The 24,261-nt window shown below is 68.7% G+C and carries 23 protein-coding genes and 1 tRNA gene; 14 read left to right on the forward strand and 10 right to left on the reverse strand.

The genetic code is table 11. The annotated features are described in order from the left end of the window. Positions 1-90 precede the first annotated feature (90 nt). The 4 genes from OV287_RS36945 (at position 91) to map (ending at position 3,427) form a co-directional block, all read left to right on the forward strand. Complete coding sequence (locus OV287_RS36945) at positions 91-699, forward strand: DUF1990 family protein (RefSeq protein ID WP_267538735.1); 609 nt, start codon at positions 91-93, stop codon at positions 697-699. Beyond that, the gene (locus OV287_RS36950) at positions 696-1,928 is read left to right on the forward strand and encodes a DUF1990 family protein (RefSeq protein ID WP_267538736.1); all 1,233 of its coding nucleotides are present in this window, start codon (positions 696-698) and stop codon (positions 1,926-1,928) included. The genes OV287_RS36945 and OV287_RS36950 overlap by 4 nt, the downstream gene beginning before the upstream one ends. 43 nt (positions 1,929-1,971) lie before the next feature. Beyond that, positions 1,972-2,283, forward strand: coding sequence for a hypothetical protein (locus OV287_RS36955; protein ID WP_267538737.1), 312 nt, complete (start codon positions 1,972-1,974; stop codon positions 2,281-2,283). Positions 2,284-2,446: 163 nt separating this feature from the next. Further along, positions 2,447-3,427: a type I methionyl aminopeptidase gene (gene map / locus OV287_RS36960; protein WP_267538738.1), complete on the forward strand. Its 981-nt coding sequence runs from the start codon at positions 2,447-2,449 to the stop codon at positions 3,425-3,427. Positions 3,428-3,560: 133 nt separating this feature from the next. Here map and OV287_RS36965 read toward each other — a convergent pair whose 3' ends face one another. Further along, positions 3,561-5,312: an SPFH domain-containing protein gene (locus OV287_RS36965; RefSeq protein WP_267538739.1), complete on the reverse strand. Its 1,752-nt coding sequence runs from the start codon at positions 5,310-5,312 to the stop codon at positions 3,561-3,563. Between the two features lie 361 nt (positions 5,313-5,673). Here OV287_RS36965 and OV287_RS36970 point away from each other — a divergent pair, with 361 nt between their 5' ends. From OV287_RS36970 to OV287_RS37000, 7 genes are all read left to right on the forward strand, one after another. Beyond that, the gene (locus tag OV287_RS36970) at positions 5,674-7,035 is read left to right on the forward strand and encodes an IscS subfamily cysteine desulfurase (RefSeq protein ID WP_267542480.1); all 1,362 of its coding nucleotides are present in this window, start codon (positions 5,674-5,676) and stop codon (positions 7,033-7,035) included. Positions 7,036-7,144: 109 nt separating this feature from the next. After that, complete coding sequence (iscU, locus tag OV287_RS36975; protein ID WP_267538740.1) at positions 7,145-7,543, forward strand: Fe-S cluster assembly scaffold IscU; 399 nt, start codon at positions 7,145-7,147, stop codon at positions 7,541-7,543. A 32-nt stretch (positions 7,544-7,575) separates the two neighbouring features. Beyond that, positions 7,576-7,974, forward strand: coding sequence for a HesB/IscA family protein (locus tag OV287_RS36980; RefSeq protein ID WP_267538741.1), 399 nt, complete (start codon positions 7,576-7,578; stop codon positions 7,972-7,974). A 181-nt stretch (positions 7,975-8,155) separates the two neighbouring features. Further along, the gene (gene hscB / locus OV287_RS36985; RefSeq protein ID WP_267542481.1) at positions 8,156-8,722 is read left to right on the forward strand and encodes a Fe-S protein assembly co-chaperone HscB; all 567 of its coding nucleotides are present in this window, start codon (positions 8,156-8,158) and stop codon (positions 8,720-8,722) included. Then, positions 8,719-10,563 (forward strand): Fe-S protein assembly chaperone HscA, encoded by a 1,845-nt coding sequence (gene hscA / locus OV287_RS36990; RefSeq protein ID WP_267538742.1) that lies wholly within the window; start codon positions 8,719-8,721, stop codon positions 10,561-10,563. Before hscB ends, hscA begins: the two co-directional genes overlap by 4 nt. A gap of 1 nt (position 10,564) precedes the next feature. Beyond that, entirely contained in the window at positions 10,565-10,942 is a 378-nt protein-coding gene (locus OV287_RS36995) for a 2Fe-2S iron-sulfur cluster-binding protein (RefSeq protein ID WP_267538743.1), read from the forward strand. Between the two features lie 94 nt (positions 10,943-11,036). Continuing rightward, a tRNA-Leu gene (locus OV287_RS37000) sits at positions 11,037-11,120 on the forward strand. A gap of 58 nt (positions 11,121-11,178) precedes the next feature. Here the strand turns inward: OV287_RS37000 and OV287_RS37005 are convergent. Next, positions 11,179-12,261 carry a lysylphosphatidylglycerol synthase transmembrane domain-containing protein gene (locus tag OV287_RS37005; protein ID WP_267538744.1) on the reverse strand — a complete coding sequence of 361 codons (1,083 nt, stop codon included), beginning with the start codon at positions 12,259-12,261 and terminating at the stop codon, positions 11,179-11,181. Further along, the gene (locus OV287_RS37010; RefSeq protein WP_267538745.1) at positions 12,258-13,859 is read right to left on the reverse strand and encodes an alkaline phosphatase family protein; all 1,602 of its coding nucleotides are present in this window, start codon (positions 13,857-13,859) and stop codon (positions 12,258-12,260) included. The genes OV287_RS37005 and OV287_RS37010 overlap by 4 nt, the downstream gene beginning before the upstream one ends. A gap of 166 nt (positions 13,860-14,025) precedes the next feature. Between OV287_RS37010 and omp85 the strand changes: the two genes are divergently transcribed. Next, complete coding sequence (gene omp85 / locus OV287_RS37015) at positions 14,026-15,216, forward strand: Omp85 family outer membrane protein (RefSeq protein WP_267538746.1); 1,191 nt, start codon at positions 14,026-14,028, stop codon at positions 15,214-15,216. Positions 15,217-15,234: 18 nt separating this feature from the next. On the opposite strand, the gene OV287_RS37020 is transcribed toward omp85, so the two are convergent. Beyond that, positions 15,235-16,563, reverse strand: a complete 1,329-nt coding sequence (locus OV287_RS37020) for a sensor histidine kinase (RefSeq protein WP_267538747.1) — start codon at positions 16,561-16,563, stop codon at positions 15,235-15,237. An 86-nt stretch (positions 16,564-16,649) separates the two neighbouring features. Continuing rightward, a complete protein-coding gene (locus tag OV287_RS37025; RefSeq protein ID WP_373371859.1) occupies positions 16,650-17,528 on the reverse strand; it encodes a DUF4846 domain-containing protein in 879 nt (292 codons plus the stop codon). Between the two features lie 152 nt (positions 17,529-17,680). Here OV287_RS37025 and OV287_RS37030 point away from each other — a divergent pair, with 152 nt between their 5' ends. Continuing rightward, on the forward strand, positions 17,681-18,037 hold the full coding sequence (locus tag OV287_RS37030; protein WP_267538748.1) for an SPW repeat protein: 357 nt from the start codon (positions 17,681-17,683) through the stop codon (positions 18,035-18,037). A 16-nt stretch (positions 18,038-18,053) separates the two neighbouring features. Here OV287_RS37030 and OV287_RS37035 read toward each other — a convergent pair whose 3' ends face one another. The 5 genes from OV287_RS37035 to fni form a co-directional block, all read right to left on the reverse strand. Continuing rightward, positions 18,054-19,133 carry a mevalonate kinase family protein gene (locus tag OV287_RS37035; protein WP_267538749.1) on the reverse strand — a complete coding sequence of 360 codons (1,080 nt, stop codon included), beginning with the start codon at positions 19,131-19,133 and terminating at the stop codon, positions 18,054-18,056. Then, positions 19,133-20,125: a diphosphomevalonate decarboxylase gene (gene mvaD / locus OV287_RS37040; protein WP_267538750.1), complete on the reverse strand. Its 993-nt coding sequence runs from the start codon at positions 20,123-20,125 to the stop codon at positions 19,133-19,135. The genes OV287_RS37035 and mvaD overlap by 1 nt, the downstream gene beginning before the upstream one ends. Beyond that, positions 20,122-21,075 carry a mevalonate kinase gene (mvk, locus tag OV287_RS37045; RefSeq protein WP_267538751.1) on the reverse strand — a complete coding sequence of 318 codons (954 nt, stop codon included), beginning with the start codon at positions 21,073-21,075 and terminating at the stop codon, positions 20,122-20,124. The genes mvaD and mvk overlap by 4 nt, the downstream gene beginning before the upstream one ends. A gap of 125 nt (positions 21,076-21,200) precedes the next feature. Beyond that, complete coding sequence (locus tag OV287_RS37050) at positions 21,201-22,529, reverse strand: hydroxymethylglutaryl-CoA reductase, degradative (protein ID WP_267538752.1); 1,329 nt, start codon at positions 22,527-22,529, stop codon at positions 21,201-21,203. Between the two features lie 46 nt (positions 22,530-22,575). Next, positions 22,576-23,634: a type 2 isopentenyl-diphosphate Delta-isomerase gene (gene fni / locus OV287_RS37055; RefSeq protein WP_267538753.1), complete on the reverse strand. Its 1,059-nt coding sequence runs from the start codon at positions 23,632-23,634 to the stop codon at positions 22,576-22,578. 180 nt (positions 23,635-23,814) lie between these two features. Here fni and OV287_RS37060 point away from each other — a divergent pair, with 180 nt between their 5' ends. After that, positions 23,815-24,225: a hypothetical protein gene (locus tag OV287_RS37060; RefSeq protein WP_267538754.1), complete on the forward strand. Its 411-nt coding sequence runs from the start codon at positions 23,815-23,817 to the stop codon at positions 24,223-24,225. Positions 24,226-24,261: the final 36 nt, after the last annotated feature.

The raw sequence follows: 24,261 nt of genomic DNA on the forward strand, positions 1-24,261 counted from the left end.
GGGCCCAGCGCCAGGCCCCGTGCGCCCACCATTGCGCCATGCACCATATTTAGGCCGACCGGCGGAGGTGGCGAGATGGGGGAGGCAGACATGGAAGCAGGCGGCGGCTTGTGGGACGGTCTGCTCTCCGCCACCGAGGGCTGCGGCCCGCTGCTGCAGCGCGACTACTGGGCCGTCATCGACCGCTGCGGGTGCTCGCCCTCGGAGTTGATGGAGCTGGTGGCCCTCCGCTTCGCGGAGTTCGCCCCGGAGGAGCTGGTCGTCTTCGAGCCAGAGAGGGAACGGGACGAGCCGCTCGAACCGGGCGACGAGCTGCAAGTGCACATCCGCGGTGCGGGGACCTTCCGCGTACGCATCATCCACCGAGATCGCCAGAGCCTCACCCTGGCCACCCGGCCCGGGCATCCCGAAGCGGGACGCATCACCTTTGGCGCCTACCGCAATGAGCGGGGCGACGTCATCTTCCACATCCGCAGCCGGGCCCGCTCCGGCTCGCGTGTAAAGTACCTGGGGTTCCGCACCGGCGGCGAGGCGATGCAGACCAACACCTGGACCGATTTCGTGAACGCCGTCGCCCTCACCGTGGGCGAGGGCGTCATTGGCTTCCTCCACGCGGAGACCACCGTGATGGAAGAGGCACATGAGAGCGCGGATGACGTCCGGGGCCCCACCTTCCTTGCCCGTGGAGACGAGTCATGACGGACGTCGAGTGGCGCTGGCTGCGGGGCTGGTCGGCGGACGAGGTGGTGGAGCGGCTCGAGCGGGCCTCCACCATCCCCCTCAACTTCGAGGCGGCCGAGGAGGAGATGACGCCCGACAAGGGATGGAGCCTGGTGGAGTCACAGGCCGTCATCGCCCGCGATCGGCCGGAACCACCGACCCGGGATGACGCGTTCGACAAGCTGAAACATGCCGTCACCTACCTGGGTTATTCCGATCCTCGCATCGTGTACGGCCACTTCGACGCCGCCGTGCCACTGCTCGGTCGCCCGATCCTGCTCGAGCTGAAGACGCTGGGCCTGCGCTACCTCTGTCCGGTGCGCATCGGCGCCGTCCGCTCCGAAACGGACGCGGAGCGGACCGTGTTCGGTTTCCGCATCGACACCGTCCAGGGACACATTGAGGCCGGGCGGGAGTGGTTCCTCCTCAGCAAGGACCACCGCACGGGCGAGCTGCGCTTCCACATCAAGGCCCTCTGGAAGGAGGGCCAGTTCCCCAACTGGTGGAGCCACGTCGGCTTCGAGCTGGTGGGGAGGCGCTACCAGCGGGCCTGGCACCACCTGGCCCACGCCCGGCTGAGAGAGCTGCTGCGCACCGGCAACCTGGAGCGGCGCCCCGATGCCGAGGAGCTGGTGCACGCACACCTGAAGGTGGATGGGACGCCGGTGCAGTTCTACTCGCAGAGAGGCTTGGGCCGCCGGCTCGGCGGCGTCGAGCGGGAGACGGAAACCATGAGACGGGACGCGCTGCTGAACACCGTGGGATTCGGAGTGCTCGCCGGGATGCGGACCTTCAGCGCCCCTGCCCTCCTCAGCTACCAGCTCCGGCAACAACCCGTCGATGCGCCCAAGGGCCGTGCGCATGCGCTCGTGTCGAAGCGGACGTCGCAGGTGCTGACCGCGCTCGCCGTCGGAGAGCTGGCCGCCGACAAGACGCCGTGGATTCCCGCGCGCATCTCGCCACCAGCTCTGGCGGGACGAGCCATCTCCGGTGCGCTGGCTGGTGCCGCCGTGGCCGCTCCGCACCAGCGGCTGTCCATGGGCCGTGCCCTGCTCGGCGCGGCGGCGGCAGTGGCCTCGACCTTCGCCTTCTACAAGCTGCGGCAGTTGGCGACACGGCAGTGGGGTGTCCCCAACGTGGTGGCGGGGCTGGTGGAGGACGCCGTGACCGTCGCGCTCGGTGGCAGGCTGCTCACCCGCATCCGCTGAGCGGGTTCCGGAGTGAAACGACTTCATGTGAAGGAGGCAGGTGATGGTGTGGCAGGGACGGAAGGGCCTCGCCCTGGCGGGGTTGCTCGGGGCGCTCGGCCTGATCGTGGGCTGTGAGGAGCGCCGGCCGGGAGAGGTTCGAGAGGAGGCCCGAAAGGCCGGACAGGCGGTAGATGAGGCCGCCCAGGAGACGCGCAAGGCCGCCGAGGAAGCACGCGAGACAACCCAGGAAGCCATCGAGGGCTTCGAGGAGGGCCTGGGCGGCTCAGGGCAGTCGGGTGATGCCGGCATCGGCGACCAACCCGGTGTCATCGACGACGGCGAGGGCCCGCTCGAGGAGAACGAGCGCCGCTGACAGCCTGGGATGGGGGTCGAGGACCCCGGCCTGGGCACCCGGCGGGCGCCGCGGGCAGGCGATACGCAAAACGCATGAGACCAGGGTTCTCCATGGTTCTAGACTCCCCGGCGCTGTGTCCCTCCATGGGCGCGCCTGAGATTCCCGAAGGAGAAGTCCGGTCATGAGCACATCCAGCACGCCCCTCGCGCCCCCCGCGAAGCTGCCTGGTCCCAACGAGCCCTGCTGGTGCGGGAGCGGAAACAAGTACAAGAAGTGCCACCGCGGCGAGGACTCCCAAGCCCGCGCGCCCACCCCCGCCTCCCGGCGTGTGCGGCCCGGCGCCGTGAGTCCCCGCCGTCCCGTTCCCCCCCATATCCTCCGGCCCGACTACGCGGAGACCGGCCGCCCCGGCCCTGGCGTGATGGGAGATCCGGCTACCCGGCTGGAGCGCATGCGCAAGGCCTGCCGCGCCGCCGCCGAGGTCCTGCAGCTCTCCGGCGCCGCCGTGAAGCCGGGCGTCACCACGGATGCGCTCGATGCCATCGCGCACGAGGAGTACATCCGCCGCGGCGGCTACCCCAGCACGCTGAACTACCACGGCTTCCCCAAGTCCCTGTGCACCTCCGTCAACGAGGTCATCCTCCACGGCATCCCCGATAGCCGCCCCTTGGAGGACGGGGACATCGTCAACCTCGACATCACCATCTACCTCGATGGGATGCACGGCGACTGCTCGGCCACCTTCCCCGTGGGGAAGATCGACTCCGCCTCCGAGCAGCTGCTCCGGGTGACTCGCGAGTGCATGATGCTGGGCATCGAAGCGGTCAAGCCCGGCCTGCCCATCAACGTCATCGGCCGGGCCATCGAGGCGCATGCGAAGCGCTATGGGTATGGCGTCGTGCAGTCGTACTGCGGCCACGGCATCGGGGAGATCTTCCACCTCGAGCCCCAGGTCTCCCATACCTTCGACTACCACGCGACCGACATCATCGAAGAGGGCATGTTCTTCACCATCGAGCCCATGCTCACCATGGGCTCCATCCGCCACCAGGACTGGGATGACGGGTGGACCGTCGTCACCGCCGATGGGAAACGGTCAGCTCAGTTCGAGCACACCATCTATGTGACTCGCGATGGGGCGGAGATTCTGACCCAGGTGTGACCCTTTGGTCGGAAGACCCTCACCCTGACCCTCTCCCAAAGGGAGAGGGGATTCACGCGGGCTCAACCTGGGGTCCTGATACCCTCACCCCGACCCTCTCCCGAAGGGAGAGGGAGTGGGTTCTGGGTTGGTGTTACACCGCCTGGTCCTTCTTCGCCGCGGGCACTTGCAGCCCCGCCGAGCGCGCCAGGCCCATGACGCCCTCTACCGCCGCCGCGATGTAGCCGAACGGGTTGGCTCCATCCACCGCCGTTACGTGCACCTCTCCCATCTTCTGCTGGAACGCCGCCGCCACCTGCGGCAACTGCTGCGCCAACACCAGCTGGATCGCCTCCGGCGACAGCGTGTTCTCGATCTCCTTCAGCGCTCGCACCTTCGCCAGCTCCGGATCCTGCGTGATCCGTGCCTTGCGCGCCTCCATCTCCGCCATCGCCAGCTCCGCCTCGGCGATCGCGCACCGCGCCTCCGCCACCTTCGCCTGCGCCCTCGCCCGCTCCGTCTCCTGCTGCAGCACCGCCATCATCGCCCCGTGCCGCGCCGTCTGCGCCTGCTGCTCCTGGTGCATCCGCTCCAGCTCCGCCTCCGCCCTCACCGCCGCCATCTGCCGCTCGTGCGTCAGCCGCGCCGCCTCCGCCTCCTGCTCCAGCTTCAGCTTCTCCAGCTCCGCCTGCGCCTTCGCCGCCGCCAGCGCCCGCTCGTTCGTCAGCTTCGCCGCCTGCGCCTGCTGCTCCAGCTTCAGCCTCTCCAGCTCCGCCTGCGCCTTCGACGTCGCCAGCGCCCGCTCCTGCGCCAGCTTCGCCTCCGACATCCGCCGCTCCGCCTCCAGCCCCGCCAGCTTCTGCGCCTCCTCCGCCTTCGCCTTCTGCTCCTTCACCTCCAGCTCGGCGTTCAGCTTCGCCAGCGCCGTCTCGCGCTCCAGCGTCACCTGCGCATGCCGCGTGCTCCGCTCCTTCGCGACCCGCGCCTCCTCCACTCGCGACTCGACCGCCAGCGCCTCCAGCTTCGCCTGCTCCTCCGCCTCCTGCCGCTTGTGCCGGACCTCCTCCTCCGTCGCCAGCCGCGTCAGCGCGGTCTGCCGCTCCGCCTCCGCCTCCTCCCTCTGGATGAAGCGCTCCTTGGCCAGCTCCGCCTCGCGCGCCACCCGCTCCTGCTCCTCACGGAAGCGCGCCTGCATGTTCGCGAATACCGTCTCCGACAGCACCCGCACGTCCTGGATCTCAATCGTGTCCAGGACCACGCCCCACCCCGAGTCCGTCTGGTCCTCCGGCCGCCCCTTCCCCGACACCACCGGAGCGATCTCCCTCATCAGCTCCAGGGCGATGCCCTCCTTGCGCTTGGAGAGGCACTCCTCCACCGACAGGTTCGCCACCAACCGCCGCACCGCGCCCACGAACATCTCCCGCAGCAGCTCCGCCAACTTCTGCTGCGCCCGCTCCGGGAAGGAGAAGTTCAGCATCCGGAAGGCCACCAGCGGATCCACGATCCGGTACACCGCCAGGCCCGTCACCTGCACGCCGACCTTCTCGCTCGTCACCTGGTCCGCGGTGAACTGCAGCCGCTGCACGCTCGTGGGGACAATCGCCACCGCGTCGCCCGGCATCTTGAAGCACGAGGCGCCCTGCCCGCTCACCTCCCGCACCCGGCCCCGGCGCATGTGGATGAGGAACTCGCTCGGCCTCGCCGTCACCAGGCCCCACTTCTTCATCTTCTCCGGGTCCTCCTCCGGCTTGCCCGCCCTCCACCCACTCTGCGAGTACCGGCGAGGCTCCTCCCCCTGCGGCGGCTCGCCCCCTCCGCTCCGCGCCAGCTCTCCCCGCCCGCCCACCGACAGCTCCATGGCCCCCACGGCGTTCAGCTTCACGGCCCGCTTCTCATTCGTGCTCATCGGTGCGCCCTCCGGAAATCTCAGACTCCCGGAATTGCAGTCTGTCGGCCAACCCCCCCACTGCCCTGATTTCGCGCACTTGAACACTTGGGGTGCTCCGCCCTGGCGCACCTGCTCCGAAATGGAGCGCCCCGGTCCGGCCCACTCCCAGCGATAGAGGACTGAATCGGTCCGATTCGTGGTTGATAGAGGCCGGGACGCCCGCTCCTTATGTCGTCTTGACCGGGGGGGTCCCTCTTTTATATTTGACCGGTCCAGTCCACATTAGGTGTGTCCATGTAGGTACACCTAGGGAGCACGCGGGGTTATCCGGCCCCCGCGGCAAGCGGACGGACAGTCGCCCGGAAGGTTTACCGAGATGCTGAAGCTGCCCATCTACATGGACAACCACGCCACCACCCCGCTGGATCCGCGGGTGCTGGAGGCGATGATGCCGTACCTGCGCGAGGACTTCGGCAACGCCGCGTCGCGCAATCACGCCTTTGGCTGGAAGGCCGAGGCGGCGGTGGAGCAAGCGCGCAAGCAGGTAGCGGCGCTCATCGGCGCGTCCGACAAGGAGATCGTCTTCACCTCGGGCGCCACCGAGTCCGACAACCTCGCCATCAAGGGCGTGGTCGAGTTCTACAAGGACAAGGGCGACCACATCATCACCCTGAAGACCGAGCACAAGGCGGTGCTCGACACGTGCAAGCGCCTGGAGCGCGTGCGCCAGGAGCGGCTGGACGAGCTGAAGCTGATGCGGCTGGCCCAGCTCACCGGTGGCCTCGTGTCGCGCGACAACCTCGCCGAGCTGTCCATCAAGCACGAGCTCGACAACGATCCGGTGTATCGCCAGTGGGCGGAGCTGCCCACCGGTGGCGCGCGCGTCACCTACCTGGATGTGGAGAAGGACGGCCGGATCGATCTGAAGAAGCTCGAGGCGGCCATGACCGACAAGACCATCCTGGTGTCGATCATGTTCGCCAACAACGAGATCGGCACCGTGCAGCCGGTGGCGGAGATCGGCAAGCTGTGCCGCCAGAAGGGCATCCTCTTCCACTGCGACGCGGTGCAGGGCATCGGCAAGGTGCCGTTCAACGTGGAGGAGATGAACGTCGACCTGGCGTCCGTCACCTCGCACAAGATGTACGGCCCCAAGGGCGTGGGCGCGCTCTACGTGCGCCGCAAGCCGCGCGTGCGCATCGCTCCCATCATCGACGGCGGCGGTCATGAGCGCGGCATGCGCTCGGGCACGCTGAACGTGGCGGCCATCGTGGGCTTTGGCAAGGCTGCGGAGATTGCCCGCCAGGAGATGGCCGACGAGTCCGCACGCCTGCTCCGCCTGCGCGAGAAGCTGCGCAAGGGCATTACGGACCAGCTGGACATGGTAACGGTGAACGGCTCGCAGGAGCACCGGCTGCCGGGCAACCTCAACATCTCCTTCGCCTACGTCGAGGGCGAGGCGCTGATGATGGCCATCAAGGACGTCGCGGTGTCCTCGGGCTCGGCGTGCACCTCGGCGTCGCTGGAGCCCTCGTACGTGCTGCGCGCGTGCGGTGTGGAGGAGGAACTGGCGCACAGCTCCATCCGCTTCGGCCTCGGTCGCTTCAACACCGAGGAAGAGGTCGACTACGTCATCAAGCTCATGGTGGACAAGGTGAACCGTCTGCGCGAAATGAGCCCGCTGTACGAGATGGCGAAGGAAGGCATCGACCTGAAGAGCATCGAGTGGACGGCGCACTAGCCCCGTTCTGAGCCCTCCCCCGCTCGGAGGGCAGGCGGGCCCCCAGCCCCGGCACGGTTGCCGGGTAACAGGCCCGGTGACAAGGCTTCATATAGGTAGGGGAACACCCATGGCTTACAGCGACAAGGTCATCGACCACTACGAGAACCCCCGCAACGTTGGCACGCTCGACAAGGCCGACCCCAACGTGGGCACGGGTCTGGTGGGAGCTCCGGCGTGCGGCGACGTCATGCGCCTGCAGCTGAAGATCACCGACGAGGGCATCATCGAGGACGCCAAGTTCAAGACGTTCGGGTGCGGCTCGGCCATCGCGTCCAGCTCGCTGGTGACCGAGTGGGTGAAGGGCAAGACGGTGGACCAGGCGATGACCATCTCCAACAAGGACGTGGCTCGCGAGCTGGCGCTGCCGCCGGTGAAGATTCACTGCTCGGTGCTGGCCGAGGACGCCATCAAGGCGGCCATCGACGACTTCAAGAAGAAGCGCGAGGCGCGGCAGCAGAAGGCGTGAGCAGGGTTGGCTGAAGAAGGAGGAGGCACGTGATGAACGAGCAGGCGACTACCCAGACGAGCCAGACGCAGGCGGCGCCTGCTGCCACGGCCGCGAAGCCGGCGCGAGGCATCACGCTGCACGAGAGCGCGGTGGGGCAGCTCAAGAAGCTGCTGGAGGAGCGGCAGACGCCGGAGGCGGGGCTGCGCATCGCGGTGCGCGGCGGCGGGTGCTCGGGGCTGGCGTACGTGATGGAGTGGGCGGAGAAGCCGCGCGAGAAGGACAAGATCTTCGAGCGGGACGGGGTGCGGGTGTTCGTGGATCCGAAGAGCTACCTGTATCTGCTCGGCACGGAGATCGTGTACGAGTCGACGCTGATGGCCTCGGGGTTCAAGCTGAACAATCCGAACGTGAAGGGCTCGTGCGGCTGCGGCGAGAGCTTCTCCGTCTGACCTCCCTCCCCTGTCCCTCTGGGAGAGGGACAGGGTGAGGGTCTTCGAGAATCGTCACCGGGGGCTCGGCCGAGGAAAGCCGGGCCCTTTCGTTTTGCCCCGGAAAGAGGACGCCGAAGTGAAGTGCTGGAACTGTGAGAAGGACACGCAGGGGCGCTCGTTCTGCCCGGCCTGCGGGAAGATCGCCGCGAGGCCTCCGGGAGCCACCCACTTCGACGTCTTCGGTCTGCCCCGGGCGTACGACGTGGACCTGGCAGCCCTGGAGAAGCAGTACCGGGAGCTGTCGTTGCAGCTCCACCCGGATCGCTTCGCCCAGGCGGAGGCGCGCGAGCGCCGGCTGTCCCTGGAGCAGACGACGGCGCTCAACGAGGCCTACAAGACGCTCAAGGACGCGACGAAGCGGGCCTTCTACCTGTTGAAGCTGCACGGGGTGGACCTGGAGCGAGAGGACGCCGGAGCGCAGAAGGACATGCCCCTCGAGTTCCTCGAGGAGGTCATGGAGCTGCGCGAGGCGCTCGACGAGGCCATGGAGGCGAAGAACCTGGACCGGGCGCAGAAGATGGCCGCGGACGTGGAGGCCCGTCGCAAGGCTGCCCTCCAGGAGGCCGTGGACACGCTGCGCACCCTGGAAAAGGGGACGCCAGTCGAGTCATCGGTGAAAAAGGCGTCGCACGCGCTGGGACGGGTGAGGTACTTCACGCGCTTCCTCGAGCAGGTGGAGACGTTCGAGGAGGAGATGCTGTCGTGAGCAAGAACGGCTACCTGCAGATTCACGATCCCCTCAAGCCCAAGGGCTACGCGGTGGGGATCGACCTGGGAACCACGAACTCGCTGGTGGCGAGCGTCATCCAGGGCAAGCCCCGCTGCCTGGCGGCAGACGAGGGGGAGTCCAACCTCCTGCCCTCGGTGGTGCACTACGGGAAGGACGGGGGCGTGGTGGTGGGCACGCGGGCGAAGGAGCTCGCGGCCGAGCACCCCACCGACACCATCATCTCCGTGAAGCGCTTCATGGGCCGCAGCCCAGAGGACGCGGAGACGCGCAAGCTGGGCGCCTACAAGTTCGCCAGCGGCGCCAAGGTGGTGCGCTTCGAGGTGGCCGGCGGCCAGCCGGTGACGCCCATCGAGGTGTCTGGAGAAATCCTGCGCGCCCTCAAGCGCCGGGCGGAGAGCCACTTCTCCGGTCGCGTGGAGCAGGCCGTCATCACCGTGCCCGCCTACTTCGACGACGCCCAGCGCCAGGCCACCAAGGACGCGGGGCGGCTCGCGGGCCTCGAGGTGCTGCGCCTGCTCAACGAGCCCACCGCCGCGGCGCTCGCCTACGGCCTCGACAAGGGCAGCCAGGGCACCTACGCGGTCTACGACCTCGGCGGCGGCACCTTCGACATCTCCATCCTCAAGCTGGTGGAGGGCATCTTCGAGGTGAAGTCCACCGGCGGTGATTCGGCGCTCGGCGGCGACGACTTCGACCGGGCCATTGCCCAGCGCGTGCTGGAGGCCATGGGCCAGACCTCCCCTGCCCCCACCCTGGTGGCCGAGGTGCTGGCGGCCTCGCGCAAGGCCAAGGAAGCCCTCACCGACGCGCCCGAGGTAGAGCTCACCGTGGGCTCGCACCGGCAGACGCTGAAGCGCTCGGACTTCGAGGAGTGGATCCGCCCGTACATCCAGAAGACGGGCGTGGTGTGCCGCCGGGCCCTCAAGGACGCGGGCGTGGCGGCCTCGGAGCTGGACGGCGTCATCCTCGTGGGCGGCGCCACCCGGGTGCCCGCCGTGCGTCGCTTCGTGGCCGAGCTGTTCGGTCGCGAGCCGCTCGGCGACATCAACCCGGACCAGGTGGTGGCCCTCGGGGCGGCCGTGCTGGCGGACCTGCTCACCAACGTGAACCGGCAGGACGACGTGCTCCTGCTGGACGTGAACCCCCTGTCGCTCGGTCTGGAGACGATGGGCGGCCTGGTGGAGAAGCTGATTCCGCGCAACTCCACCATCCCCACCGCCGCGGCCCAGGTCTTCACCACCTTCAAGGACGGGCAGACGGGTCTGGACGTGCACGTGCTCCAGGGTGAGCGCGAGCTGGTGGAAGACTGCCGCAGCCTCGCCCGCTTCACCCTGAGTGGCATTCCCCCCATGCCCGCCGGAGTGGCGCGCGTGGAGGTGCGCTTCCAGGTGGACGCGGACGGCATCCTCGCCGTCACGGCGAAGGAGCAGAGCACCGGCGCCACCCAGTCCATCACCGTGAAGCCCAGCCATGGCCTCACGGACGAGGAGATCGAGAACATGCTGCTCGACTCCATCGACCACGCCGAGGACGACGTGCAGGTGCGCCAGCTGCGCGAGCAGCGGGTGGAGGCCGAGCGCGTCCTCACGGAGGCCGAGCGCCAGCTGGGAGAGCACGCGGCGCTGCTGGCTGACGGAGAGCGAGCCACCATCGAGGCGGCCATGGCGAAGGTGCGCGAGGTGGCTCAGGGGAACGACCACCACGCGCTCAAGGAGTCCATCCATGCCCTGGACGAGGTGTGCAAGCCCTTCGTCGAGCGGGTGATGAACCAGGCCCTGACGAAGGTCGTCGCGGGCCATTCGGTCGAGGAGTTCTGACGTGCCCAAGGTCCACTTCAAGAGCCCCCTGGATGACGTCACCGTGGAGGTGACGACGGGGACCACCCTGCTGGACGCCGCCGAGAAGTGCGGGGCCCAGGTGGGTCACTCCTGCGGCGGGGTCTGCGCCTGCTCCACCTGCCACATCTGGGTGCGCAAGGGCATCGAGTCGCTCTCCGAACAGACGGACCAGGAGATGGACCGGTTGGACATGGGGTTCGACGTGCGCCCGTACTCCCGCCTGTCCTGCCAGAGCGAGGTGGGGAATGAGGACCTCCTCGTGGAGATTACAGAGGAGTCCCTCACGGCCTTCATGGATGAGAACCCCGCCGTCAGGCGTCGGCTCGAGTCCGAAGGGAAATGGCCGCTGAAGAAGTGAGGTTGAAACAACTGCTTGACGGAGACGGGTCAGGCATCTATACACCGCACCCGTCGACGCGACGCAACGCACCGCCGAGCGAGACGCACCGCCTGCCCAGGTGGTGGAATTGGTAGACACACTAGATTCAGGGTCTAGCGCCTGCAAGGGCATGGAGGTTCGAGTCCTCTCCTGGGCATTGAGAAAGGCTCCGGCTGAAAAGCCGGGGCCTTTTTCATTTTCAGTACCCTGCCTCGTCAGCTCGGGACGTGCACCGGCCCCACGGCCTCATGGGCCATGTGGTTCGCGGCATCGCGCGCCAGGCTGCCTCCCCTGCGGAGGTCCTTCAGCCGAATGCCGCGGAGGCGCACGGACAGGGCTCCCACCGACACCTGGCTCAGCACCGTGCCCAGATGGGTGAGCGCGGAGAAGGCCGCCGCGTCCTCGGGAGTGGCTCCCAGGCTCCGCGCCGCCCAGCTGGTGACGAAGTAGTAGATGCCCATGCCCACCGGCACCCCAGGCAGCGACTGGCCGAGCGCGATGGCCCCCAGGACGACGGTGCCGGCGAAGAGCCCCCCGCGCACGCCGATGCCCCGCAAGGCCAGCCCATAGGCCAGCGCGGGCGCCAGCACCGGCCCAATGGAGAAGAGCAGCGCCTTGGCCATGCCTCGGAAGCTGCGCGCCGTGCCCAAGCCCTCGGACACGTGCCCGAGCAGGTGCCGTACCCGCGGCAGCTTCCGCTTGCGCTCCAACATGCGGGCGAGCGGCAGCGCGTAGTGGGCCAGCAACACCACCAGTATGACCAGTCCCACGCACAGTCCCACGGCCACCCGGAGGGGACCTGCGAACTGGGACATCTTCTCGCCAAAGGGGCCCAGGAAGGACACGGCCACCAGTCCCATCAGCGCGGCGAACTCCAGCAGCTTGCACACCACCACCGAGCCCAGGGACTGAAGGAACGGAATCTGCTGGGTGCGCGACAGCAGGAAAGAGCGGATGAAGTCCCCCAGCTTCCCGGGCAGCGCGTTGTGCGTGAAGGCGCCAATGGCCACCAGGTGGTAGCGCTCGCGGAAGGGCACTGGCTTGCTCAGCGTCGTCTGCCACTGCGCGGAGCGCAGCGGGAGGATGGCTGCGGACAGCAGCATGAAGGGGATGAGCCAGACCAGGTGGCGGGGCAGGTCCTTCACGAACTGCCCCAGCGGGAAGCGTGGGATGAGCAGGGGCCCTTCCCCACTCAGGTTCCACCGGAAGAAGGCACTGGAGACGAGGGCAACGGACAGCACCACCCCCAGGAGCACCAACAGTGCCTTGAGAACCGTTCGGCCCGCTGGCGGCTTCATGTCGCCTCCGCCCACCTCTCCTCTGGGCGCTCCACGGGCCGAGCCCCGTCGCGGTACAGCTCGGACAGCCGCTCATGCAGCTGCGTGACGTGGCTCAGCCCAGACAGGTCCACCGGGAGATGGGTCGGCCAGCAGATGAGGCTGTTCGTCTCCGTGCGCGTGAGGCCGCCGTGCGAGCCAAACTCCCAGGCGAAGCCCACCGTGCCGCCCCGCGACACCGCCTGGCCATAGAGCACCAGGTCTCCCGCGGTGGGCATGAGGGGCAGCTCGCGCAGGAAGTCCGCCACCGCCCGGCGCGAGAACTCCCCATCCAGCGGCGCGCTGTCGATCTCCTCGGGCCCGTACACACCACCACCGATGATGGCCACCGCCGAGTCGCCCCGGCGCAGCGCCACGATGCCAATGTCCGGATGGCCCATGGCCCGGGCGAGTACCTCCGGGTAGCGCGCCACCAGTTGCACGGCCTCGAGCGGCTCGCGCTCGCGCGTCAGGTAGACGTGGGAGAAGTTGCCGGACTCGACGACCACCGGCTCCGATGGAGCATGGAGCCCTGTGTCCACCGGCTGCGGACGGCCATCGAGGAGAGCCCGCGTGATGTCCTCGGGGAGCGGCACCGGCGCGCCACGCAGGAGGATGTCCTCCAGGCGCTGTCCCCCGCGCTGCTCGATGGGGTGGCTGTCCACGTGACCGTGGTCCGTGAAGAAGATGAGATCGTAGCCGGGCTGCACCGCCTGGGCGACGGCGTAGAGCTCGGCGAGGTAGGCGTCCACGCGCTGCAACTCCGAGAGCGCCTGCGTCGAGCAAGGACCGCGACGGTGGGCCACCTCGTCATAGTTGCCGTAAACAAGGTAGACGGCGGGCACGCCGCGCACCATGTCCACCAGGGCCTTGGTGTGGGCGAAGCTCCACCCGAGCCGCTGCAGCAGAACGCGGCTCATGAGGAAGCCGCCCTCATGGCGCCAGTCCTGGAGCGCTCGGCCCCAGCGGTAGATCTCAGTGAAAGAGTTCCACGCGTCGCGCCCGAGCGAGCGCACGTACGAGAGGGGCGTCTGGGTGCGCGCGGTGAGGATACCTTCCATCTCGTACTTGAAGCTGCGCGCCATCACCTTGTAGCTGGCCAGCGTGCTCATGCAGAGGCGGTTGTTGGCCTCAGCCTGGAAGAGCGAGAAGTACGTGTGCCCGCCCCCGGACAGCAGACTCGTGCCGGAGCGGCAGCCCAAGCGCGACTCCACGGCGAGCGTGTCCGTGGGGGTGTTCATCTGCACCTTGCGACCGAGCTCCCGATCGAACCAGCTATAGGCCGGCAGGTTGGGATGGCGCAGACCGTAGAGGAAGCCCGCCTGGAAGAAGGGCGTGGAGGCAGGCGAGCCCCAGAACGCATCGTCGAGAGCGTAGGCGCCCGAGGTCACCAACCGAGACAAGAAGGGCATCCACCCCGTGCGGACGGCCTCGTCCAGTTGTGACTTGGGTACTCCGTCCAGATGGACGGCGAGCAACTTGCGCTGGCGTGAATCCGACAGTGGGCCAACCTTCGACCCCACACGCCACACGTAGTCCCTGGCCCACGCCTGCAACTGCGGGTTGATGACTTCGCTCACGGCTCTTCTCCCCTCCCCCCATCACCTGGATGCGCTCAGATGATGCGCACCCGGGCAGGCACCAGCCGTGCATTCCGAGACGGTCCGCTGGAGGGCAGCCAGACGGGCATGGGCCCCGAACGTTCAGATGGTCCAGCCCATCATGCACATGTCACCTTGGGCTGCGATGCTCACGACCGCGCTGCTGCTGACAACGCTGGCCACCGCCACTGCTGCCCCATCGACTGCCCTTCCCACCACCACGGCCTCCGCTCCCGCCGAGCAACCGCCGAAGAAGGAGAAGGGCATCGACGCGATCGTGCTGCCCCTGGTGAGCTACAACTCGGACCAGGGCTTCACCTATGGCGGCGTGGCCGGCGCCTACTTGTATGCGCCCGGACACAAGCCGTACCAACACGCCATCTCCCTCCAGGCGCTGTTCACCAGCCGCGGCCAGCAGAACCACTACCTGCGCTACGACGGGCCGCAGCTCATCGGCCCCATGCGCCTGGAGTTCCGTCTGGAGTACCGGCGCGAGCTGCGCAGCCCCTTCTACGGGGCGGGCAACGTGTCCGCACAGGACTTCAATGGAGACGAGACCCAGGAGCGCTACAACTACACGAAGAACGCGCCGGGCGCGTGGGTGCGTCTGCGCGGCCGTCCCTGGGGAGAGAACCACCCCTTCCAGTCCTACGTGGGCTACTCGTGGCGGTACACGGAGGTGGATCCCTTCGACGCCTCGGTGCTGGAAGACCTCAAGCCGGTGGGCATCGAGGGAGGGCCCACGGGGCAGATCACCGCGGGCGTCATCTGGGACACGCGCGACAACGAGTCGGATCCGGTGCGAGGTGGCGCGGAGGAGATTGCCCTGCGCGTGTCGGGCAGTGCCACCGGCAGCCGCTACCAGTACGCGGGCGTGACGCTGAGCGAGCGGCGCTACTGGCAGCTGGGCCCGCGCTTCATCCTGGCGCAGCGGCTGACCCTGGACATGCTGTTCGGCCAGGTGCCCTTCTTCGAGTGGGTGAACACGGGCGGAGTGAGCACGTCTGAAGGCATCGGCGGGATGAGCAGCGTGCGTGGCATCGAGCGCAACCGGTTCGCCGGCAACATCAAGGCGTTCACGAACACGGAGCTGCGCTTCCGGGCCTTCGACTTCAACCTGTTCGGCGCGCCGGTGATCGCCGGTGCAGTGGGCTTCGTAGACCTGGGACGCGTGTGGCACCCGGGCGTGGACAACGGTCCATGGTGGAAGTGGCACCCGGGCGTGGGCGCCGGTCTCCGGCTGGCTCGGCGCGCCGCGGTGGTGCGCTTCGACTGGGCCATGTCCCCGGAGTCAGGCCGCCACCGCATCTACCTGAACTTCGGCCACATGTTCTGAGCCTTCACCCGCCTGGGCTCACACCCGCGCCACCTGCTCTTGCTCTTGCGCGGCCTCGGCCAGCGCCAGGCTGAACGAGAAGGTCGAGCCCTTCCCCGCCTCGCTCTCGAACCAGATGCGGCCGCCGTGCCGCTGGACGATCTGCTCGCACAGGTGCAGGCCGATGCCCATGCCTCCACGGTCCGACTCGAGCCCGGCATGGGCGCGGTAGAAGCGCTCGAAGAGCTGACCCTGCCGCTCCTTGGGGATGCCCATCCCTGGATCCCGGATCGACACCACCCCTGTACCGGCCTCGATCGACACCCAGACCTCGATGTCTCCTCCCTTGGGCGAGTACTTGATGGCGTTGTCGAACAGGTTGACCAGCACCTGATCAATCCGGTCCCGGTCCGCATCCACGAACACGCGGCCCTCTTGGTGCAGCACGAGCCGATGCAAGGAGGACACGCCCTGCATGCGCTCGAGCACGTCCGCCACCAGCTCGCCCAGCTCGAAACGCTGTCGCCGCAGCGCGAGCCGGCCAAGCTGGAGCCGGGACACATCGAGCAACTCCTGCACCAACTGGGTGAGCCGATCGCTCTGGCGATTGAGGATCCGGAAGGCCTTGCCCTCCCGAGGCTCGTGCCCACCTGGAGTCCAGCGATCCAGGAGCTGGGCATAGCCCTTGATGGTGGTGATGGGCGTGCGCAGCTCGTGGGCGGCGGTGGAGAGGAACTCGTCGCGCATCCGCTCCAGGCGCTTGAGCTCGGTCAGGTCGCGCAGCACCACCACCGCCAGCTCCGGCACCATCCCCGCTTCCGTGATGACCGGGGAAGCCGTCACGCTGACGTGGAGCGTCTCGCCGTTGAGGCGCTGGACCAGGAACTCATCCTCGCGCACCGTCTCGCCGTTCAAGGCCCGCCGGCTGGGCATCTCGTTCCAGGTCACCCGGCTTCCGTCCGGACGACGGATGTCGAGCACCTCGATGAACCGCTGGATCTCCGTCGGCACCTCGCCCGCCGCCAGGCCGAACAGCGTCAGCACGGCCCTGTTCGCCTCCACGATCCGCCCTTGGGAGTCGATGAGAATGAGGGCATCGGCCATGCTCTCCAGGCTTGTCCGGTGACGCGCCTCGGACTGGCGCAGGGCCGCGGTGTCCTTACGGATGAGGGCGTACAGCAGAGCCGAGGTGGCGGCGACGAACAGCCACCCCTTGATGATCTGCACCTGGACGAAGGCGCCCAGCCCCTCCACCACACCGGCGAGGAGCACGTCGGAGAACATGATCCACAGCCCGGCGACCACGGCATAGATGGCCACGGGCCGCCAAGGAGTGGAAGCGCGCCGTGCCTTCGGCTCCGTGGTCATGACACTCTCAAGCTATACTGCAGGTCACCGTACCATCAGACCCTGAAGGTTACTCGCCCGTGGAGCATGCGAGAAGGCGAGGGAACCTAGAACCGTCGAAGAGCGGACCATGGGAAGGGCTTCCAGAAGGGAGTCGCCACCTCGTCGCCCTCCAGCGAGAACCAGGGGCCGTCCTCACCCGGAGAGAGCACATGGAAGTCCTGCGCCGGGATGAAGCCCTGGCCGAGCAGCGCCACCCGCTCGCCCTTGGCATTGCGCGCCACGTCCAGCACCAGCACCGCATGCCCCGGGCTGCCCCCCAGCACGAAGAAGTCGCCAGGCCGCGCATCCTCGCGCTTGGGACGTTGCTTCTCGGTGGCCAGGGACAACGTGCCCGCATAGGTGAAGACCAGGTCCAGGTACGAGCGGAACGAGGCTCGCGAGCCATCCACCGGCCCGCTCTTCACCCATGACACCTTGGAGCCAGACACACGGGCACGCTCTCCAGCCGCGTAACGCGACCAGGCGGCCAGGTGCCCGCTGGTGAAGCGGTAGGCGATGCGCTCCTTCTGACCCCGCGACCACTGCCACTCGGCATGGAGGCGGATGATGGAGTCCGCGCACTGCTGGAGGTTGGCCGAGCCCACATCCAGCTCGGCCACCGCCGCGAGGGCCGCATGGTCCCCGGCGAGGATCTCGCCCCCGCCGAAGTCCTGGACCGGCGTGCCCGCGGGACGCAGGGGAAGGCCGCGCAACCACGCCCCGAAGGAGCCCTCCTCGACCGCCACCCGCGTGTAGCCAGACGGAGGAGCAACGGCCTCGGCGAGCGGGCGGATGGAGCGCTCAGCGGAGAGCCACGGATAGCGGGCCCGCTCCTCCTTCGTAGGTGGACGGGGATTCGTGGAACCCGCCATGGCCCCTCCCGGGGTGCCCAGGAGGGCGGCGAGCGACACGAGCAGCAACAGACAGTGGGGCGTATTCCTCATGAGGTGCATCCCATCATTCTCCGACATCCCTCCCACGTCAGGAGGCAGAGTGCGTGGCCGGGGAACAGCCGACAGAGCGTATGACCTGCCTTGCGGGCACTACGGAGCACGCCCCACCTTGTCAGGCAGACTCCCAACGCAAGGAGGCCCTCATGAGGGCTCGCTGGCCGAACCTCCTGTTGTCCGTCTGGCTCATCATCGGGCCGCTCATCCTCGGCTTCGACTCGCCACACGCGCGGGCCAACACTGTCACCGTGGGCCTCTGCCTCTTCCTCTTCGTGCTGGTGGCCGACTCCATCCCGGCCTTCCGCTTCGTCGACACCGCGCTCGGCCTGTGGCTGCTCGCCTCACCGTTCGCGCTCGGCTACAGCGACGAGATCGTCCCCACCGCGCACAACATCGCCGTGGGGATCGTCGTGGCGGCCCTGTCGCTGCTTCCGGCCAAGCGGGCCGGGCAACTCAAGCTGCGCCCGAGCCACGAAGGGGTTCACGAGGCGAGTCGCGGTTAGCCGCCGGGACTGAGGTTCACCGCGAAGCGTCGAGCCAGGAGCGCAGCCGCGCGTCCGGCTGGGCCTCGCCACGCACACCGGGCTCCACGTCGAGTTCCAACGTATGGAAGCCCCGAGCGCGGATGCCCTCCAGCAGCGCGGCCCGCTTCTCCGCGTCCGGGGCGAACAGGATGCACCCGTCCCCGCCTCCGGCACCGGACTGCTTGCCCACGCACCCATAGGCCGAGGCCATCGCCAACACCCGGTGCATCGGCTCGGTCTCCAGCGGGCCCAGCTCTTGGAGCAGCGCGTGCTGCTCGCGCACAGCCTCGGAGAAGGCGCGGAAGTCCCCGCCCCCGAGGCCCACTTCAATCTCGTGCCCCAGCGCGTCCGAGCGCTCCACGAAGGCCCGACGCCCCGCCTCGCCCATCTTCGCCTCCACCTGCGAGATGAGCACCCGCGTCGAGGCACTCTCTCCCGTGAAGGCATACCCCAGGGACACCTTGGGCACCGGCAGGCGCCACACATCCACCGTGGGGGCTGCATCTAGCGCTGCTCGGTAACCCCCGGCGCTCGAGGCCTCGATGAGGCCCGACACCTCATAGCGCCGGTAGCGCACCACGCCACCCGCGTAGCTCGCGGCCACGTCGCCGCCGCTGCCCTTCCCACCCTGCGCCGCCGCGTGAGAGACGAGCGCCACCTTCAGCGCGTCGAACTTCTCCTCGAGCACGAATCGCACCGCGTCCGCCGCCAGCACCGTGGCACACGCGCTGCCACCCATGCCCAGCTTGCGCCCGTTGGGCCCCACCGCCGACGGAGACACCGCCAGGTCGAAGCCCACCGACTCGCGCCCGTACAGCCGCAGCGCCTCGTCCAGCGTGCGCGCCACGAAGGAGAAGCCCGGCGGAACCTCGCGCTCCCACTTCACGCCCCGAGGCGTCGTCCGCCCCGACAGCGTCCCCTCCTCCACGCACACGTGCACCAGGCTGTCCGCGCGCCGACGCACCAGCGCCGCCGTCCGCGGACCCACCGCCGCCACACGCGACACGCCGCCCCACAGCACGGCGTACTCGCCGGATACGAACAGCTTCCCCGGGGCCGAGAGAGCGCGCTCCATCAGAAGAGGTGCTCCCCCAGGAGTTGTGCATCACCGCCCGGCACGCACCGCACCACCTCGGTGGCCCCACACGCCATCGCCGCCGCCTCGGCCGCCAGCTCGTGCGCCGCGTCCGTCAGGATGCAGGGGTTGGGCCCCGCATCCAGCGTGAACCACACCGGCACGCCCTTCTTCCGCTGCTCTCGCAGCGAGTGGATCAGCTCCAGCGTCTTCGGCATCAGGTAGCAGAGCGGGGGATCCGCCGCGAGCGACGTGGCGTGCATCCTCCACGCGTTGCGCTCGCACATCTCGCCCAGCGCCTGCAGGTCCTTCTTGGCGAGGAACTCGCGGGCGCGCACCACCTCGGCCTCGGCATCCTTCACCCACGCCGGGTAGTACGGGCTCGTCTCCACGGCGTTCTTCATGCCGTCGCGCGACTTCACTTCCTTCTCGTCGCGGCTGACGATGGCCACCACCATGCGCAGCTCCGGCCAGTGCTTCTCGTCGAAGCGCTGCACCGCGTAGCTGTCCATGCCATCCGGGCGCTCGCCCCGCATCCACTCGCAGAAGCCGCCCTGCACGCTGCGGCAGGCCGAGCCGCTGCCCAGTCGGGACAACAGGCTCGCCGCCCTCGGGTCCGCCGGAAGGCCCGCCGCCGCACGCGCCGCCACCGCCAGCGCCGCGAAGCCCGCCGCGCTGCTCGCCAGGCCCGCCGACGCCGGGAAGTCCCCGCGCGACACCATCTTCGCGGGGCCGAGCTTCGCGTCCTTCGCCTCGGCGCGCACCGCGTCCAGCACGCGCAGCACGCGGTCGCGCTCGCTGCCCTTGGCCACGTAGCCGTTGAGCTCCACCTCGTCCGCCGAGCCCGCTCCAAAGGCCACCGTCGTCCGCACCGACAGCGGCGACAGCGTCATCGAGAGGCTCGACTGGTGGGGGAGGATGAGCGCGTCATCCCGCTTCCCCCAGTACTTCACCAACGCGAGGTTGGGGTGTGCCCGGACGGTGGCCTTCATGCCGCCCCCCGGGTGCCCTCTGCGTGCGGTCCCGCGAGCTGGCTGTCGAAGCACCGGATTCCCAGCCGCGTGAGCTCGTGCACCACCGGCCCCGTGTCGTGGAAGAGCCCGATGACGGCGCCGCCGTCGCCACCAGCGCCCGTGAGCTTGGCGCCCAGCGCGCCCATGTTGCGCAGCCGGTGCACCATGTCATCCAGGCCCGGCGAGGACAGGCCCAGCGCCGCGAGCAGGCCGTGGTTGACGTTCATCACGTCACCCAGCGCCTCCAGGTCTCCCTCCTCCACCGCCTCGGCACCCTCGGAGGCCAGCAGGCCAATCTCCCGGAAGATGCGCTGGTAGCGCTCGGACCACCGCTTCTGGCGCTCACGCAGCGCGCCCACCGTCAGCTTCGTCGGGCTGCGCGCGCCCGCCATCACCACCACCAGCTTCACCGGCTTGAGGGCCTCCACCACCTTGGCCCGGCCCTGTTCCGCACCCGGCTTGCGGCGGTAGAGGATGAGCTGCTCCATGGCGCTCGTCGTGTGATCCACCCCCGACGGCGTCCCGTGGAACTCCTGCTCCATCTCCCACGCCACGGCCGCCACCTCGGAGGCCGACGCCTTGCGCCCCGCCGCCTGCAGCAGCACCCGCGAGCACGCCACCGACAGCGCCCCGGAGCTTCCCAGGCCCATGGACAGCGGCAGATCCGTGTCGAACGACACCTTCACCCCGGGCTCGCCGCACGCCGCCATCGCCCGCGCGAAGGCCGCCTTCAGCACCTTGCGCTGCTCGGCCGTCAGGGCATCGGGAATGACGAGCTGGCACTTGTTCGAGGCCTCCCCCCGCGCCGTCACGCCGCGCGATAGCGGGCCCGCGAGCGCCGGGTAGCCGTACACCACGCTGTGCTCGCCCAGGAGGATGACCTTGCCCGCGCCGAAGCCGCTCAGGGAGGAACTGTTGTTCGTGTCCATGATGTCCTGTCATGGCTGGGAGACGAGGAAGACCCTCACCCCAGCCCTCTCCCAGAGGGAGAGGGGGCGTACACGGATACGCCCGACCCTCACCCCGGCCCTCTCCCCGTGGGAGAAGGAAGATTTCACCCGTCCGTGCCAGTAGCAGCGCGGAAGTCCGACTCCGACAGCGAGGCGATGATCTCTCGCGCCTTCTCCACCTTCACGTGACCCGCCGTCACCAGCAGCTCGGCGATCTTCTCCACCCAGTCACCACGCGCGCCCGCCGTCACCGCCACGCACCGCGCGTGCATCGCCATGTGGCCCTTCTGGATGCCCACCGAGCCCAGCGCGCGCACCGCCGCGAAGTTCTGCGCCAGACCCACCGCGGCGAACACCATCGACAGCTCGCGCGCCGTCGACACCTTCAGGATCTTCATGGCCACCTGCACGCCCGGGTGCACCTTGATGGGGCCACCCACCGTGCCCAGCGCCATGGGCAGCTCGATGCGACCCACCAGGTGCCCGTCATCCACGTGCCACGTCGACAGCGGCCGGTACTGCCCATCCCGGCAGGCGAAGGCATGCGCTCCGGCCTCGATGGCGCGCCAGTCCTGGCCCGCGGCGATGGCCGCCGAGTCGATGCCGTTCATGATGCCTTTATTGTGCGTAGCGGCCCGGTATGGATCGGCCAGCGCGAAGCGGCTCGCCTGATAAATGCCCTCGGCGATGAGGTCGCCGGGCAGGTCGAAGTCCGCCAGCATCTCCACCGGAATCCGGCACATGGCGCGCGCCAGCCGCCGGTCCGCCAGGTTGGAGAGGATGCGCAGGAACACCTTGCCGCCCGTGAGCTGCTCGAGCAGCGGCGCCACGCCCTCCGCCATGGTGTTGATGAGGTTGGCCCCCATCGCCTCCTGCGTGTCGATGATCAGGTGGACGACGAGCAGCGGCTCGCCCCGCGGGCCCTCGGGGGCCGGCAGCACACGAATCTCGATGTCCTTGCAGCCACCGCCGCGCTTCACCATCGACGGGTGGAAGCTATTGGCCAGCGCGAGCAGGGCCTCCTTGGCGGCGAGGATCTTCTTCGTCGCCTCGGTGGGGTCCCCGTAGCGGGTGAGCTGCACCTGGCCGATCATGATCGGATCATCGGCCTCGGCGGTGAAGCCACCCGCCTCGCGGACGATCTTCGACGCGAACGACACCGCCGCTACCACCGACGGCTCTTCCACCGCCATCGGCACCAGGAAGTCGCGGCCGTTGATCTGCAGGTTCAGCCCCAGACCCAGCGGCAGCGAGAACGTGCCCACGGCGTTCTCGATCATCTGGTTCGCCAGGCCCGGCTGCAGCGCACTGATGCCCTGGAGCTGCGCCAGGTCCATCTCGTCCAGGCCCAGCATCTGAGAGAGCTTCTCGTGGCGCTCGACCATCGACAGCTTGTGGAAACCGGACAACCTGGACGTCAGCGTGTCAGACATTCGTTTCTCCACTACGGGAAGGCATTCGGAGCCGCGGGAATAAGCCCTACAGTGCCGCGAGCCAGTCCTTCAACTCCCCCATTATGACCCGGGGTTTCTGACGCAGTTCACCGCAGTTCCTGCTGCCGGTGAGCACGAGTGCCTGCTTCAAGCCGGAGAGGATGGTAGCGAGTGCCTGCTCGGCCCCTTCCAGCCCGCCTGCCTGCTGTGCGCGGAAGAGCGGTAGCGCCATGCCGGCCACGTCCGCGCCCAGGGCGAGCACCTTCGCCGCATCCAGGCCCGTGCGCAGCCCACCCGACGCCACCAGCCGGGCATCCGGACCCACCGCCCTGCGCACAGTCGCGATGGCCGCCGCCGTGGGAATGCCCCAGCTCGAGAACTCAGCGCCCACCTGGGCCTGCACGCCGGTGGCGCGAAGCTGCTCCACCCGCACCCACGAGGTGCCACCCAGCCCCGAGACATCCACGTTGCGCACGCCCAGCTCCACCAGCCGGCGCGCCACCTCGGGACCGATGCCGCACCCCGTCTCCTTCACCAGCAGGCGAGAGCCGAAGGCACGCACCAGGTCCTCCACCACCTGGTAGCCACCGCGGAAGTCGCGGTCGCCCTCGGGCTGGGTGAGCTCCTGGCCGGCGTTGAGGTGCAGCGCCATGCCGTCAGCCCCGATGGCATCCGCCAGCCGCCGCACCCCGTCCACGCCCAGCTCCACCGCCTGGTACAGGCCGATGTTGCCCAGCAGCGGCACCGTGGGCGCCACCTGCCGCACCTGGTAGGACGCCCCCGCCTGGGGGTTCTCCGCCATGGCGCGTTGACTGCCCACGCCAAAGGCCAGTCCGTGCCGCTCGGCCAGCAGCGCCAGGTCCCGGTTGACCACCCCGGCGCGCTCCGTGCCGCCCGTCATGCCGGTGATCAGCAGTGGATAACGCAGCTTCTTGCCGAGGAAATCCGTGGAGAGATCGACCTCCTCCACCGCCATCTCCGGCATCGCGCAATGCACCAGCCGCACGTACTCCAGCAGCGTGCTGTTCTCCGCCGGCTCGACATCTCCGGTCGCGCACAGGTCGAGGTGGGCGTCCTTACGTCTTGCCGTCGCCTGCTCACCCATGACGTCCCGCCTGCCCTCTGTAGGAACCATGTGCTTGGAATTTTACAAGAACGTCGAGAGTGTCCGTTATCCTCGATTCCCTAGCAAGATAGGGCGGGCAGGCGCAAGCCACGGCTTCTCCACGAACCAGGACGGGGAGTGCGGGTGGACGGGTGGGAGGGTGGACGGTATGAGGGCGGCGTGAGTACTCCCGCGCCCAAGGTGGTCGTCTTCCTGCACAGTGGAGACTACGACCGCGTGCACCAGGGGCTGGCCATCGCGGCGGCGGCGGTGGCGTCGGGCCGACGCGCGGAGGTGTACCTCTTCTGGTGGGCGCTGGAGCGATTCCTCGAGGGCCGGCTGGACGACCCGGACTTCGATCCACCGCGCGAGGACGTGGCGGACCGCTTCGAGACACGCCGCATCCCCACGCTGCGGCAGTTGCTGGAGCACGTGCGTGAGTCCGGGCTGGGCACGGTGCAGGGGTGTACGGGCTCGCTGGGGGCACTGGGAGCCGAGCACCTGGCCGGCGAGGGGCCCATCGATGGCTGGGTGGGTTGGAGCGCCATCCTCCAGAGGACAGCGGGCGTGGTGGACCGCTTCTACCTCTAGCTTCCGCCGGGGGACCCCGCGCGTTTGACGTGCCTT

The organism is Archangium lansingense, assembly GCF_026626635.1.
In the GTDB taxonomy this organism is placed as follows: Bacteria; Myxococcota; Myxococcia; order Myxococcales; family Myxococcaceae; genus Archangium; species Archangium lansingense.

Coding starts and splice junctions, on each gene's coding strand:
- OV287_RS36945 (WP_267538735.1), top strand. CDS start 91: ATGGAAGCAGGCGGCGGCTTGTGGGACGGTCTGCTCTCCGCCACCGAG.
- OV287_RS36950 (WP_267538736.1), top strand. CDS start 696: ATGACGGACGTCGAGTGGCGCTGGCTGCGGGGCTGGTCGGCGGACGAG.
- OV287_RS36955 (WP_267538737.1), top strand. CDS start 1,972: ATGGTGTGGCAGGGACGGAAGGGCCTCGCCCTGGCGGGGTTGCTCGGG.
- map (WP_267538738.1), top strand. CDS start 2,447: ATGAGCACATCCAGCACGCCCCTCGCGCCCCCCGCGAAGCTGCCTGGT.
- OV287_RS36965 (WP_267538739.1), bottom strand. CDS start 5,312: ATGAGCACGAATGAGAAGCGGGCCGTGAAGCTGAACGCCGTGGGGGCC.
- iscU (WP_267538740.1), top strand. CDS start 7,145: ATGGCTTACAGCGACAAGGTCATCGACCACTACGAGAACCCCCGCAAC.
- OV287_RS36980 (WP_267538741.1), top strand. CDS start 7,576: ATGAACGAGCAGGCGACTACCCAGACGAGCCAGACGCAGGCGGCGCCT.
- OV287_RS37005 (WP_267538744.1), bottom strand. CDS start 12,261: ATGAAGCCGCCAGCGGGCCGAACGGTTCTCAAGGCACTGTTGGTGCTC.
- omp85 (WP_267538746.1), top strand. CDS start 14,026: ATGCTCACGACCGCGCTGCTGCTGACAACGCTGGCCACCGCCACTGCT.
- OV287_RS37020 (WP_267538747.1), bottom strand. CDS start 16,563: ATGACCACGGAGCCGAAGGCACGGCGCGCTTCCACTCCTTGGCGGCCC.
- OV287_RS37025 (WP_373371859.1), bottom strand. CDS start 17,528: ATGAGGAATACGCCCCACTGTCTGTTGCTGCTCGTGTCGCTCGCCGCC.
- OV287_RS37030 (WP_267538748.1), top strand. CDS start 17,681: ATGAGGGCTCGCTGGCCGAACCTCCTGTTGTCCGTCTGGCTCATCATC.
- OV287_RS37035 (WP_267538749.1), bottom strand. CDS start 19,133: ATGGAGCGCGCTCTCTCGGCCCCGGGGAAGCTGTTCGTATCCGGCGAG.
- mvaD (WP_267538750.1), bottom strand. CDS start 20,125: ATGAAGGCCACCGTCCGGGCACACCCCAACCTCGCGTTGGTGAAGTAC.
- mvk (WP_267538751.1), bottom strand. CDS start 21,075: ATGGACACGAACAACAGTTCCTCCCTGAGCGGCTTCGGCGCGGGCAAG.
- OV287_RS37050 (WP_267538752.1), bottom strand. CDS start 22,529: ATGTCTGACACGCTGACGTCCAGGTTGTCCGGTTTCCACAAGCTGTCG.
- fni (WP_267538753.1), bottom strand. CDS start 23,634: ATGGGTGAGCAGGCGACGGCAAGACGTAAGGACGCCCACCTCGACCTG.